Raw genomic sequence first — 13,391 nt, forward strand, 5'->3', positions numbered from 1 at the left:
TTGTTGATCCGTATCAATTGAATATCGTATTCAATATGGAGCTTGTGGAATGGTCGTGAAAATCGGTCGTCAGTCGTTGACGGACCAAATCGTCACCGAATTGCGGCGCCAGATCATCATCGGTCAGCTGCCCGAAGGCGCCCCGCTGCGCCAAGAGAAGCTGGCCACCGAGTTGGGGGTTTCCCGTGTCCCTCTGCGCGAGGCGATCCGCCAGCTGGAGGCCGAGGGCCTCGTCGTGTCGGAGCTGCACAAGGGGACGGTAGTGTCGTCCCTGTCGCTGGAGGAGATCGAGGAACTTTTCGAAATCCGTGCGCGCATGGAAACCTGGCTGTTCGAAACGGCCATTCCGCGCCTGACGGAAGAGGATTTCGCCCTTGCCGAGGCGGTGACGGACGAAGCCATGGCGAGCGGCAGCGTCGAGAACTGGGGCGAGCTGAACTGGCGCTTCCACGAGGCGCTGTATCGCCCGAGCGGTCATCTGATCGCGCTCAAACTGCTGCGCACCGTGCACGACCACGCCAATCGCTACGTGAACCTGCAGATCGCGGTTGCGGAAGATGTCGAACGCGAGCTCGCCGACCATCGCGCGCTCATCGCCTTTGCCCGGCTCGGCGATATCCGCCGGGGCGTGGACACGCTGCGGGCACACATTCAGCGGGTCTCGCGCAACCTCATCGCGTCGCTGGCCGAAGGCCGGATGGGGAAGGCGCGCGACATAGCTTGAAGAACGGGCTGCCGGCGCGTGTTGGCACCCTGAAGCAACGGTCCGGAACGGACCCCAGAGAGAAGGGAACTGACATGCGTATCAAGAGCATACTCTACGCTGCCGTTGCCGTGGCCGCGCTGACGGGAGCGGCGCGCGCCGATATCCTCATCGGCACAGCAGGTCCGACGACCAACGCCGAGGCTCTCTTCGGCACCACGTGGCAGAACGGCATGGAACTCGCCGTGCGCCAGGCCAATGCGGCGGGCGGCGTTCATGGCCAGAAGCTCGTCCTGGTGCGCGACGACGATGGTGGCGACCCCAAGCAGGGCACGCTGATCGCGCAGAAGCACTGCGACGAGACCGGCATGCTTGCCGTCGTCGCCAATTTCAACAGCGGCGTGACCATCCCGTCTTCCGATGTCTACAATCGCTGCGGCATGCCGCAGGTGACCAACGCCTCGAACCCGAAGGTCACCAAGGCCGGCTACAAGAACCTGTTCCGGCCCATCGCCAACGACCTCTCGCAAGGCTCGGCCCCGGCCGATTACGCGCTTGCCAAGCTCGGCGCCAAGAAGGCCGCCGTCGTGCATGACAAGCAGGCCTTCGGCCAGGGGGTGGCCGAGGTGTTCCGCGAGAACTTCACCAAGGGCGGTGGCACCATCACCTCCTTCTCCGGCATTGCCCAGACCGATGTCGATTTCAGCGCCCTGCTCTCCTCCATCCGCGCCGAAAACCCCGACGTGGTGTATTTCGGCGGCGTCATGCCGGCGGTCGGCCTGTTCGTGAAGCAGGCCCGCGAGCTCGGCATCAAGGCGACCTTCTTCGCCGCCGACAGCGCCTTCACCCCGGACTTCATCGCCGGCGCCGGGCCCGCCTCCGAGGGCACGGTCGTTTCCTTCCAGGCCCCGCCCTACGATTCCTCGCCCGCCCTGCAGAAGTTCGCGACCGACTACAAGGCGGCGTTCGGCGAGGATCCCGGCCCGTACTCGGCCTATGGCTATGTCGAGGCCACCATCATCATCAAGGCGATGGAGAAGGCGCCGACCCCGCTCACCCGCGCGGGCATCGCTTCCGAAATCGCCAAGAGCGACTTTGACGGGCTGGTCGGCCACGTCGCCTTCACCCCGGCAGGCGAGCTCCAGAAGCCCTTCCTGTTCCTCTATGCGGTCAAGGACGGCAAGTTCGCGCTGGTCCAGTAGCGCGCCGCCTTCCCGAAACGGGTTTGCTTCATCGAACGGCCCCCTCCCGTCTCGTGAAGCCTCCTGGTCCGGCGCTGGCGCGCCCCCGCGCGCTGCGCCGGACCTCTTTCCGCCCGCTACCGCAAGCAACGGACCGAAAGGCTGACATGGGCGCCCTCATTCTCCAGCAGACGATCAACGCCCTCACCGTCGGGTCGATCTACGCGCTCATCGCGCTCGGCTACACGATGGTCTATGGCGTGCTTCGGCTCATCAATTTCGCCCATAGCGAACTGTTCACCGCCGGCGCTTTCATCGGCCTCGCGCTTGCCGGCGCGCTGGGCATTGCCGGCCACCCGACGGGCGGGCTGCTCGTGGGGCTCATCACCTTCGTGCTCGTCGGCCTCGTCGGCGTCAGCGTCGAGATCGTGGCCTACCGCCCGCTGCGCGGCACCTCGCGCCTGGCGCCGATGCTCTCGGCTCTCGGCATGGCGGTGGTGATCCAGAACGCGGTGATGCTGATCGGCGGCCGCCGGCCGATGATCTATCCCTCTTTCCTGCCGTCGGGTGCGATCGACGTCTTCGGCGCCGTCGTCAGCTACAAGCAGATCACCATCTTCCTCGTCGCGGTGGTGCTGATGGTCGGGCTCGAACTGTTCGTGAACCGCACCAATCTCGGCGTGCGCATCCGCGCCGTGGCCGAGAATGCCGAGACCGCCTCGCTGGTCGGCATCAATCCGAACATGGCGATCTCGCTGATCTTCTTCATCGGCCCCGGCCTCGGCGCCGTCGCCGGCATCCTCTATTCGTCCTTCTACGGCGTGGCGACCTTCACCATGGGTTTCGTCATCGGCATGAAGGCGTTCACCGCCGCCATTCTCGGCGGCATCGGGTCGATCCCCGGCGCGGTGCTCGGCGGGTTCCTGCTCGGCGCCATCGAGACCTTCGGCACCGCCTGGATGCCGGTGCTGACCGGCGGCGTCATCGGCACGGAATATCGCGACATCTTCGCCTTCTCCGTCCTCGTCCTGATCCTGCTGTTCCGCCCCGCCGGCCTGCTCGGCGAGCATGTCAGCGAAGAAACCAGGGTGTACAAGAGTGACTTCTGACGCACCGAATACAGGCGGAGCGGCGGCCGGCGCGCAGAGCGCGGCCCCTGCCCGCACGATGCGGGTGTGGCCCGGCGCGCTCGCCATGGCGCTGCTGCCGGTGCTGGCGCTGATCGCCGGGCAGTTCCTGCCGGCCTATCCGCTGCGCATCCTCGACATGATCCTGCTCTATGCCATCCTCGGCCTGGGGCTGAACATCATCGTCGGCTATGCCGGGCTGCTCGACCTCGGCTATGTCGCCTTCTACGCCATCGGCGCCTATTCCTGGGCGCTGCTGGCCTCCGGCCAGTTCGACATCCACCTGCCCTTCGCGCTGGTGCTGCTGATCGGCGCCAGCCTCGCCGGCCTCGCCGGCATCTTGCTCGGCATTCCGGTGCTGCGGCTGCGCGGCGACTATCTCGCCATCGTCACGCTCGGCTTCGGCGAGATCATCCGCGTGCTGATGAACAATCTCGACGGCGTGACCAATGGCCCGCAGGGAATCGCGCGCATCGACGAGGCGCACCTGTTCGGCTGGACGCTGAGCACGCCGCACGACTTCCTCTATCTGCTCGTCGCGATGCTGGTCGTCGTCTTCCTGTTCGTCTGGCGCATCCAGGAGAGCGCGCTCGGCACCGCCTTGTCCGCCGTGCGCGAGGACCAGGACGCCGCGCGCGGCTGTGGCATCGACACGACGCGGGTCAAGCTCGTCGCCTTTGCCTTCAGCGCCTTCGTCGGGGGCGGGTGCGGCGTGGTGTTCGCCGCCATGCAGCGTTTCGTCAGCCCGGAGAGCTTCACCTTCTGGGAGTCGCTGATCATCGTGCTGGTGATCGTGATCGGGGGTCTTGGCAACCCGTTTGGGGCGCTGCTTGGCGCGACGCTGCTGATCCTCATTCCCGAGCTGCTGCGCGCCTATGCCGACTATCGGCTGCTGCTCTACGGGATGGCGCTGGTCATCATCATCCTCGCCCGTCCGCGCGGCATCATCAGCCGTCCGTTCGGCCCGACCTGGCTGATGCGACGGCTGGGAGGCGGCAAATGCTGACATTCGACCATGTCACCAAGCAGTTCGGCGCGCTGAAGGCGATCGACGACGTCTCCTTCGCGGTGAAGCCCGGCATCATCACCGCGGTGATCGGGCCGAACGGCGCCGGCAAGTCCACCCTCGTCAACATGGCGGCCGGCTCCTACGGCGTCAGTTCCGGTCGCATACTGGTCGATGGCGTGGAATTGCAGCGGCTGCCCAAGCACCGCATCGCCCATGCTGGGCTGGCGCGGACCTACCAGAACATCCGCCTGTTCGACGCCATGAGCGTGGTGAAGAACCTCGAAGTGGCGCTCGTCCCGCCACGGATCGGCCGGCTCGTCGCCGACACGTTCGGCCTCACCCCCCGGGCGGCGGCCGAGGAGCGGCGCGCACGCTGCCACGCGGTGCTCGATCGCCTCGGCCTCGGCCCGTATGCGGAGCGGCAGGCGGGTAGCCTCGCCTATGGCCAGCAGAAGCTGGTCGAGCTGGCCCGCGCCGTGGTCGCCGGCCCGCGCGTGCTGCTGCTCGACGAGCCGGCCGCCGGGCTCAACCATGGCGAGACCGAGCAGCTCAAGCAGCACATTCTCGCTTTGCGCGCGCCCGACCTCGCCATGGTGCTGATCGAGCACGACATGAAGCTCATCATGTCCATCTCCGACACCATCGTCGTGATGGAGCGCGGGCGGGTGCTCGCGCAGGGCACCGCCGCCGAAATCCGGGCCAACATCGAAGTGCAGGAGGCGTATCTTGGCCAGCCAGGAGCCATCAAGGACATCGAGGCCGCTGCTCGCGGTCGACGCAATCGAGTCCGGATACGGGAGGGTGAAGGTCTTACATGGCATCAGCCTTGAGGTCCTGCCCGGCGAGATCGTCTGCCTGATCGGCCCCAATGGCGCGGGCAAGACCACGCTGCTGCGCACGATCAGCGGGCTGAACCGCGCCACGCGCGGGACCATCCGCTTCAAGGGCGAGGACGTCGCCGGGCTCAAGCCGCACCAGATGGTCCGGCGCGGCATCGGCCATTGCCCGGAAGGGCGGCGGGTCTTTCAGCTCTCGGTCGAGGAGAACCTCATCACCGGCTATATCGCCGGCCGGGGCAAGAGTTTCGCCGAGCTGCGCGACGAGGTGTACGGGCTGTTTCCGATCCTCGGCGAGCGGCGCCACCAGTCGGCGGGCCGGCTGTCGGGCGGCCAGCAGCAGATGGTGGCGATCGGCCGCGCGCTGATGGGCAGCCCCGAACTGCTGCTGCTCGACGAGCCCTCGCTCGGCCTCGCGCCGATCATCATCCACCAGATCTTCGAGATCGTGCTCAAGCTCGCCGAGAGCGGCGTGTCGATCATCCTCGTCGAGCAGAATATCGACCTGTCCTTCGAGGTGGCCGATTTCGTCTATGCGCTGGAGCACGGCGCGCTGCAATGTTCGGGACCGGCCGCGAAGATGGCCGCCGACCCCCGCATCAAGGACATCTATCTGCCGGGCCTCGACAGCCACGGCGCGCACTGAGGCGGACAGCACGATGTACAATCTTGACGGACGCGTCGCCCTCGTCACCGGCGGGGCGGTCGGCATCGGCCGCGGCATCGCCATCCGCCTCGCGCAGGAGGGCTGCGACGTCGCCCTTCTCGATCTCGACCTCGCCGGCGCGCGGGAAACGGCCGCTCTCGTACAGGCGGCCGGGCGCCGCGCGCTGGCGCTCGCCGTCGATGTGGCGGATGCCGAGGCGGTGGCGGCGGCGGTGGCAGAGATAAAGACCACGCTCGGACCGATCGACATTGCCGTCAACAATGCGGGGATCACCGGGGTCGGCAGGGTGGTCGATCTCGAGCCCGCGGCCTGGCGGCGCATGTTCGCCATCAACACCGACAGCGTCTTCCATGTCGCCCGTGCGGTGCTGCCGGACATGATCGACCGCGGCGCCGGGCGCATCGTCAACATCGCCTCCTGGTTCGGCAAGATCGGCAAGCCGAGCTATGCCGCCTATTCCGCCTCGAAGGCGGCGGTGATCGTGTTCACCCAGGCGCTGGCCGCCGAGGTCGCCCCGCTCGGCATCAACGTCAACGCCGTCTGTCCCGGCTCGATCGTCGGCACAAAAATGCGCGACGACGCCGACCGGATGTCCCGCGAGCAGGGGCTGCCCACCGCGAAAGAGCGCGAGCACCTCATCCCGATCGGCCGCGTCGGCGAACCCGACGACATCGCCCGCGTCGTCGCCTTCCTCGCCTCGGACGAATCCGCCTACATGACCGGGCAGGCGATCAACGTCACCGGCGGGTTGTGGATGAACTGAGCGCGCTTACCCCGCGAGGAGAGCGGGAAAGGCGGAAAGATCGGCCAGCCGTGGCACCTCGGGCGGAAAGAAGTCCGGCGCCCCCTCCCCCACAATGGCGAGAAACGGGATGCCAAGGTCGCGCGCGGCCTCGAACTCGGTGGTGGAATCGCCCACCGCCAGCACCTCTTCCGGTGTGAGGCCCTCTACGCCGAGGATGCGGCGAAACTCCTCCCGCTTGTGCTTGGGCGCGCCGGCGACCGACGCGAAGAACGGCGTGAGCCCGCGCCGCGCCAGCACCGCCACCAGTTCGTCCTCCGGCATGCCGGAGACGAGATGAAGTGGCACCCGGCCGTGCAGCGCCCGCAAGGTCTCCCGCGCTCCCGGAATGAACGGTGCCTCCCGCATGGCCCGGTCGATGTGTTCGGCAAAGCGGCGGCATAGCGCGTCCAGCGACAGGGGATCGGCAGGCCGGCCGAAGAGGCTGCGCTCGAAATGGGCGAACTTTTCGCGTCGCCCAATGCCGCCGTGCCGCTGCTGATAATCGACGACGGCGGCGATCTTGCCGGCGTCTTCGCCCGCATAGCAGTGGGCGAAGGCCTGTGTCTTCACGCCCGCTGAATCGAGGATGACCCCATCAAAATCGAAAATAATCGCTTTGACCTGCGGTGCGGGGTGTGAGTCCATCAGTCGGCCTCCCTGTCGATACGTTCCGCGTCGTCCGATTGATGCGTCGGATACGTCGCCGGCGATTTTCTGTTGTCTCATCCCGTCGCACCCGGCGGCAACCAAGCCGGCGCATCTTGCGGGTATCCGGGCTGTCGATGCGGGTGTCTCGGGGGAAGTGGGTGCTGACAGCCGCGCAAATCAGACGGGCCATGGCCGGAAGTGGGCAGTCGTCCGTCTTGGGCGATATGGCTTGAAAGGCGCTGGTGGGACGCGCCTTCCTGATCGATCGCAGCCATCGAAAAACAGCAAGATCGGGACCGCCGGCGGACGTTGGTCAGGCTATTCTCCCGTCATGGCAATAGTTGGAGACGGCGAAGATGAAGGGTTGGATCGCACGCATGGAACGCGCCCTCGCGTTGCTGGCATCCCGTCTGGACGCTCCACCATCGCTGGAAGAACTTGCCGCCGCGGCGAACGTATCGCCCTTCCACTTTCACCGCATCTGGCGCGCCATGACCGGTGAGACGGTGGGCCAGACCGTGGCGCGTCTGCGCGTCGCGAATGCCCAGCAGCGCCTGACCGAGGGCAACGCCACGATCACAGCGGTCGCGATGGAGGGCGGTTTCGGCACGCCGCAGAGCTTTGCGCGTACGTTCCGGCGCGTAACGGGGGTGTCGCCAACACAATTCCTATCGCACGGCACCGGACGGATCGCCGCCGCAGCGGTCGGCGATGCGCCAGTCCGGATCGAATTGCGTGAAAGGGGCGAGCTTGTCGCCTTGCATCGGCAGGGCGGCGCGTATCGCGAATTGAACGCTCTCTTCTGGCAGCTGTGGAACTGGGCGGAGGGAGCCGGGATGCTGCAGGACCTGCAGGGCATTTACGGCATTCCGCTCGACGATCCGGCCAGCGTTCCGGAAGAGCGACTGCGCTACGACGCTTGCCTCGCGTTCAGCGATCCCGGCGCGCCGCCCGCACCTTTCAGGCACATCACCTTGGCCCCGGGCCACTATGCGACACTGCGGCATAACGGCAGCTATGACGGTTTGGAGGATTCAAACCAACGCCTCATCGATGGCGTTCTGGCATCGGGACGGGAACCCGCCGACTTCCCCCTGATCCACCACTTCCTGGACGACCCGGAGGAAGTTGCATCTGATGCACTGCGCACCGACATTCTGGTGCGCCTCAACGCGGAAAGTGCCTGAGCTTCTGCTGATGCTCTCCGGCGTAGCGCCAGCGCCGGTCATCCCGGCGGTTGCCAAATTGCCGGAACACCCGACAGCCATTCCCTGCGCAGGATGGCGTATTGCAGGGTGTTTTCGTAGATCGGATGGCCCGCATCGTCCTTGGTGAACGATACGAACTCGATGAACACGCCTTCCCGGCGCATGCCGAGCTTTTCGCAGAGGCGCTGCGAGGGCGTGTTGTGGTCTTCGACATAGGCATAAAGCCGGCGAAAGTCCTTTGCCCGGAAAAGATGGTCGCAGAAGGCTCTGGCGGCTTCGAACGCATATCCCCGGCCACCGAATTGCGGATTGAGGTTCCAGCCGACCGAGGCCGTCTCGTCCTCCTCACCCTCTCCGGCGCCGCTGAACAGATCGCCGATGACCTGACCGGTCTGCTTCAGGCATATCGCCACGCTGCCCTCGTCGAGGGCGCGCTTTCTGACCTCGGCCTCCGCCTCGGCCAGGTCTGCGAGCTTGAGCGAGAGGAAGCAGGTGGCGGCGGGCGCACGCAGATAGGCGAACAGGTCCGCTGCATCGCCCTCCCGGAAGGGGCGGAGGATCAGGCGCTCGGTTTCGATGATCTGCATGTCCGGACCTCTTCAAAAGGCGGTCAATGATGCGCATGGGACTGGCCGCGATACCCGGCCAGCGCGAAGAAAACCACGACCGCCAGCATCGCGACCACCCCGGCCGCCGTCGTCAACAACACGGAGTGTGCCTGAGTGACGGCGATCCTGCCTGCCCCGATCAATGCCTCACCCTGCTCACCCGAAATCTGGCCGGCGACGATGCGGAGCGAGCGATGGGCAGGCGGCTCGGGTCGCGCTGCTGGCCGTCGAGGGCCGGTTCCTTCTGCGCATGACCGGCATAGATGAAGACGGCGAATGGAGTGGGCTTCTCGACGACGTGGAGAGCGTCTTTGAGCGGCGGCTGGAGACAAGATAGGCCGTATCAGACACAGTCTGGAGCGAAGACGAAGACGGCCGTCCCCTGCGGCCGTGGCGGGAAACGGAGCGCGGGCCTGCCGGCCGATGGCGTTCAGTTCGGCTTCGTCAGAAGGGCGTCCTCTATCGCAAGGCCGACGAGGCCAGTCGCAGTGCCTTCCAACGCCATGGCTGCGCGCCGTTCCGCTTTGCCGGCGCCTCCGGGCTGGAGAGGCACTCGACGACCACGAAGGCTTGTCAGGATGCGCTGAGGGCCGCCCGCTCGGTTCATCGCCGATGATCCGCATGGCCACATGTGGAGCCACCTCAAGACGGTCCGGCAATTCAGTGCAGGTCGCAGCGGGTCGTGCACGACGTCGGACGTGAATCCAATTTAACCCGGGCAATATTGACGAGCCGTTTTTATCCGGGTAATAACGGACCATCATCCTTTCCGGTGCACGCTCAATGTCCGACCTGCTGTCAAAACCCTGTACGGCCTTCGAAGGCTATCGGCGGCTGCTCGCCGGCCCGCTGATCGATGTCGCTCTCGCCGTCAAAACCGCGACCGAAGGTGGATCGCCGAGCGCGATCCTCGTCTTCGACGACAGAACCGGCCGCGTCGTCGATCTCGACCTGCGCGGCGGCACGGCCGAGATTGTCGAACGACTGTCTCGGCCGCCCCAGACGTTCGCCGGGCGCCATCGGCCGCCCTCGAACCAGCTGGCCGAGCCTGCGAAGGACAATGCCGCGAAGGATGACGCCGCGAAGGAAGAGGGCACCGAAGCACGAGGCCGGGGGCGGCCCAAATTGGGGGTCGTCGCCCGCGAGGTGACCCTGCTGCCGAAGCAGTGGGACTGGCTTGCCACCCAGCCGGGCGGCGCCTCCGCCGTCTTGCGACGGTTGGTGGACGATGCCCGGCGCAATGGCGGGGAGCGGCAGGCCCGGCGGGCCGCGCAGGAGGCCGCCTATCACTTCATGCAGGCGATCGCGGGCGACCTACCGGGCTATGAAGAGGCGACACGCGCGCTCTTCGCCAATGATCGGCCGAAACTGGAGCACGGCATCGCCGACTGGCCACACGACATCCGCGCGCACGCCCTGCGCCTGGCGTTCGGCGCGCCGGATGGCGCGATGTCGGAGAGCGGCCGAAAAGAAACGCCATGACCGCGTCCGCCGGCATCGGCCACCTCGAACCGACGCAGAACGCCGGCAGGCTCTTTGTCCAGCGCGGCCTTGAAGGCCCCTTCATAATGCTGAACCTGCTGCGGTTTCGCGAGGTCGCCGATTACACGGCCCATCCGGACCTCGCGCCGGCCATGCCGATCAGCGGGGCGGAAGCCTTCGCTCGGTATTTCAGGCACACGCTGCCCTTCTTGCGCGAGAGCGGCGGCGACGTGGTGTTTCTCGGCGCCGGCGGGCCGTTCCTGATCGGGCCGGAGGGCGAAAGATGGGACCCGGGCATTGCTGGTCCGTCAGGCGAGCATCGCCGCCTTCCTCGCCTTCGCCAGCCATGAAGCCTATCTGGCGGGTCTCGGCCACCGCAGCGCGGCCTTACAAGATTCGCGCCTGCTTCCCCTCGCCGAATTGCCATTCCCGACCTGATCCGGAAAGAGCACGTCCATGAACATGGTGAAAGCCAATGGCATCGATCTGGCCTGGGATCAGTTCGGGCGCGAGGGCGATCCGCCGATCCTGCTGATCGCCGGGCTGGGCGTTCAGATGATCCGCTGGGCCGTTCCGTTCTGCGAGCAACTGGCGGCACACGGCTATCGTGTGATCCGTTTCGACAACCGCGACGCGGGATGCTCGACGCATTTTGCCCAGTGCGCCCCGCCGGACTTCGGCGCGTTGGCCGCCGCGCTCATGGCCGGTCAGCGGCCGGAGGTTCCCTATACGCTCCACGACATGGCTGCCGACGCGATCGGTCTGCTGGATGCCCTCGCCATCGATCGGGCGCATGTGGTCGGCCTGTCGATGGGCGGCATGATCGCGCAGATCATGGCGAGCGAGCATCCCGAACGGGTCCTGTCCCTCACCTCGATCATGTCGGGCACCGGCAATCCCGCCCTTCCGCAAGCCGAGCCGGACGTCATGGCGATGATGATGCGTCCGGCGCCGGATCCGCTCGCCGACGAGGCCGGATTTCTGACACACAGCCTCGCCTTCGCACGCCGGATCGCCGGCCCGGGCCACCCGGTCGACGAGGCGGCACAGCGCGTCCTTGTGCTGGAGGAGGTCAGGCGTGCCTATGATCCGGGCGGTGCCGGACGACAGATCGCCGCCATGGCCGTGGCGGGTGATCGCCGCGCGCGCCTCGCCACCATCGGCGTGCCGACGCTCGTCATCCATGGCGCCGACGATCCGCTGATCCCTCCGGCCTGTGGTGCCGAGACCGCCGCCTCGATCCCGGGCGCCGAGTTGATGCCGATCGACGGCATGGGCCACCACCTGCCGACCACGCTGCATCGCACGGTCGCGGAGGCCATCGACCGAGTGGCGAGAAGGGCACCGCCAAAAAGAAGGTGATTTACCTGGCCCGTGACCGCGCCCAACACCGCCGCGCCGCACTATGCCGGTCGCGTTCTCATCGGCCGCGGTCCACTGAACATATGCGGCGCACGCATCCGGTCACGACACACGTTCAATTCCCATAAAGCTCATCAACGGCGGTAGCAGCGTCGGCACGCCCGATAGCTTCGGATGGGACTGAATCACTCCCACTCGATGGTCCCGGGCGGCTTGCTGGTCACGTCGTAGACCACGCGGTTGACGCCCTTGACCTCGTTGACGATGCGGGTGGCGACGCGGCCGAGGAAGGCCATGTCGAACGGGTAGAAATCCGCCGTCATGCCGTCCACCGAGGTCACGGCGCGCAGGCCGACCACATAGTCATAAGTGCGGAAGTCACCCATCACCCCCACCGTCTTCACCGGCAGGATCACGGCAAAGGCCTGCCAGATCTCGTCATAGAGGCCGTGACGGCGGATCTCTTCGAGGTAGATCTCGTCGGCAAGGCGCAGAATGTCGAGCTTCTCGCGGGTGATCTCGCCGGGGCAGCGGATCGCGAGGCCCGGCCCGGGGAAGGGATGGCGGCCGACGAAGACTTCCGGCAGGCCGAGCTCGCGGCCCAATGCGCGCACCTCGTCCTTGAACAGTTCGCGCAGCGGCTCGACGAGCTTCATGTTCATGCGCTCGGGCAGGCCGCCGACATTGTGGTGGCTCTTGATCGTCACCGAGGGGCCGCCGGTGAAGCTGACGCTCTCGATCACGTCGGGATAGAGCGTGCCCTGGGCCAAAAATCCCGCGCCGCCGACCTTCTTCGCTTCGTCCTCGAACACGTCGATGAACAGCTTGCCGATGGTCTTGCGCTTCACCTCGGGGTCGGTGACGCCTTCCAGCGCGCCGAGGAACATCTCGGAAGCGTCCACATGAACGAGCGGGATGTTGTAGGCGTCGCGGAACAGGGTAACGACCCGCTCCGCCTCTCCGAGGCGCAGCAGGCCATGGTCGACGAACACGCAGGTCAGCTGGTCGCCGATCGCCTCATGGATCAGCACCGCCGCCACCGAGGAATCGACGCCGCCGGAGAGGCCGCAGATCACCCGCCCCTCGCCCACCTGCTCGCGGATACGGCGGATGGACTCTTCGCGATAGGCCCTCATCCCCCAATCGCCGCGCGCACCGGCGATCTTGCGCACGAAATTGCGGATCAGCGCCGCGCCATGCGGGGTGTGCACCACTTCCGGGTGGAACATGGTGGTGTAGATGCGCCGTGCCTCGTTCACCGCCACGGCGAAGGGCGCGTTCTCGGAGGTGGCCACCACCTCGAAGCCCTCCGGCAGGCGGGTCACGCGGTCGCCATGGCTCATCCAGACGGGATAGCGCTGGCCGACCTCCCACACGCCGTCATAGAGCGCGCTCGGCTTGTGCACCGTCACCTCGGCGCGGCCGAACTCGGCGGCGTGGCCACCTTCCACCTCGCCGCCGAGCTGCAGCGCACAGGTCTGCTGCCCGTAGCAGATGGCGAAGATCGGCACGCCGAGCTCGAACGCCTCCTGCGGCGCGCGCGGGCTGCCCGCGTCCATCACCGATGCCGGGCCGCCGGAGAAGATGATGCCGACCGGCTTGAGCCGCCGCACCGCCTCGGCCGCGCTCTGGAACGGCACGATCTCGGAATAGACCCCCTCCTCGCGCACGCGGCGAGCGATGAGCTGCGTGACCTGCGAGCCGAAGTCGATGATGAGGATGGTGTCGTGCTCGGCGGTGGCGGCGGTCGGTTCAAACTGGGTCATGGCTGGCTCT

14 protein-coding genes are annotated in these 13,391 nt (G+C 66.6%); 11 read left to right on the forward strand and 3 right to left on the reverse strand.

Translation table 11 applies throughout. The features are described from left to right. Positions 1–49 precede the first annotated feature (49 nt). From J2S76_RS11220 to J2S76_RS11250, 7 genes are all read left to right on the forward strand, one after another. Complete coding sequence (locus tag J2S76_RS11220) at positions 50–724, forward strand: GntR family transcriptional regulator (protein ID WP_307060481.1); 675 nt, start codon at positions 50–52, stop codon at positions 722–724. Positions 725–798: 74 nt separating this feature from the next. Then, a complete protein-coding gene (locus tag J2S76_RS11225; protein ID WP_307060483.1) occupies positions 799–1,905 on the forward strand; it encodes a branched-chain amino acid ABC transporter substrate-binding protein in 1,107 nt (368 codons plus the stop codon). Positions 1,906–2,051: 146 nt separating this feature from the next. Further along, positions 2,052–2,993: a branched-chain amino acid ABC transporter permease gene (locus tag J2S76_RS11230; protein ID WP_307060485.1), complete on the forward strand. Its 942-nt coding sequence runs from the start codon at positions 2,052–2,054 to the stop codon at positions 2,991–2,993. Next, on the forward strand, positions 2,983–4,017 hold the full coding sequence (locus J2S76_RS11235; protein ID WP_307060487.1) for a branched-chain amino acid ABC transporter permease: 1,035 nt from the start codon (positions 2,983–2,985) through the stop codon (positions 4,015–4,017). Before J2S76_RS11230 ends, J2S76_RS11235 begins: the two co-directional genes overlap by 11 nt. Then, a complete protein-coding gene (locus tag J2S76_RS11240) occupies positions 4,011–4,850 on the forward strand; it encodes an ABC transporter ATP-binding protein (RefSeq protein ID WP_307060489.1) in 840 nt (279 codons plus the stop codon). Before J2S76_RS11235 ends, J2S76_RS11240 begins: the two co-directional genes overlap by 7 nt. Then, entirely contained in the window at positions 4,822–5,502 is a 681-nt protein-coding gene (locus J2S76_RS11245) for an ABC transporter ATP-binding protein (RefSeq protein WP_307060491.1), read from the forward strand. Before J2S76_RS11240 ends, J2S76_RS11245 begins: the two co-directional genes overlap by 29 nt. Before the next feature lie 13 nt (positions 5,503–5,515). Continuing rightward, positions 5,516–6,286, forward strand: coding sequence for an SDR family NAD(P)-dependent oxidoreductase (locus J2S76_RS11250; protein ID WP_307060494.1), 771 nt, complete (start codon positions 5,516–5,518; stop codon positions 6,284–6,286). Positions 6,287–6,292: 6 nt separating this feature from the next. On the opposite strand, the gene J2S76_RS11255 is transcribed toward J2S76_RS11250, so the two are convergent. After that, on the reverse strand, positions 6,293–7,057 hold the full coding sequence (locus J2S76_RS11255) for an HAD family hydrolase (RefSeq protein ID WP_307060496.1): 765 nt from the start codon (positions 7,055–7,057) through the stop codon (positions 6,293–6,295). 275 nt (positions 7,058–7,332) lie between these two features. Between J2S76_RS11255 and J2S76_RS11260 the strand changes: the two genes are divergently transcribed. Next, entirely contained in the window at positions 7,333–8,142 is an 810-nt protein-coding gene (locus J2S76_RS11260; protein ID WP_307060498.1) for an AraC family transcriptional regulator, read from the forward strand. A 38-nt stretch (positions 8,143–8,180) separates the two neighbouring features. Here the strand turns inward: J2S76_RS11260 and J2S76_RS11265 are convergent, their stop codons facing one another. After that, positions 8,181–8,750, reverse strand: a complete 570-nt coding sequence (locus J2S76_RS11265; protein ID WP_307060501.1) for a GNAT family N-acetyltransferase — start codon at positions 8,748–8,750, stop codon at positions 8,181–8,183. Between the two features lie 804 nt (positions 8,751–9,554). On the opposite strand from J2S76_RS11265, the gene J2S76_RS11270 reads away from it, so the two are divergent. From J2S76_RS11270 to J2S76_RS11280, 3 genes are all read left to right on the forward strand, one after another. Beyond that, positions 9,555–10,253, forward strand: a complete 699-nt coding sequence (locus J2S76_RS11270) for a DUF2239 family protein (protein WP_307060503.1) — start codon at positions 9,555–9,557, stop codon at positions 10,251–10,253. Further along, complete coding sequence (locus tag J2S76_RS11275) at positions 10,250–10,603, forward strand: hypothetical protein (RefSeq protein ID WP_307060505.1); 354 nt, start codon at positions 10,250–10,252, stop codon at positions 10,601–10,603. Before J2S76_RS11270 ends, J2S76_RS11275 begins: the two co-directional genes overlap by 4 nt. Before the next feature lie 106 nt (positions 10,604–10,709). Further along, the gene (locus tag J2S76_RS11280; protein WP_307060507.1) at positions 10,710–11,615 is read left to right on the forward strand and encodes an alpha/beta fold hydrolase; all 906 of its coding nucleotides are present in this window, start codon (positions 10,710–10,712) and stop codon (positions 11,613–11,615) included. Between the two features lie 185 nt (positions 11,616–11,800). On the opposite strand, the gene guaA is transcribed toward J2S76_RS11280, so the two are convergent. After that, the gene (guaA, locus tag J2S76_RS11285) at positions 11,801–13,381 is read right to left on the reverse strand and encodes a glutamine-hydrolyzing GMP synthase (protein ID WP_307060509.1); all 1,581 of its coding nucleotides are present in this window, start codon (positions 13,379–13,381) and stop codon (positions 11,801–11,803) included. Between the last annotated feature and the right edge of the window lie 10 nt (positions 13,382–13,391).

It is taken from the genome of Ancylobacter vacuolatus, from assembly GCF_030813595.1.
GTDB classification, from domain to species: domain Bacteria; phylum Pseudomonadota; class Alphaproteobacteria; order Rhizobiales; family Xanthobacteraceae; genus Ancylobacter; species Ancylobacter vacuolatus.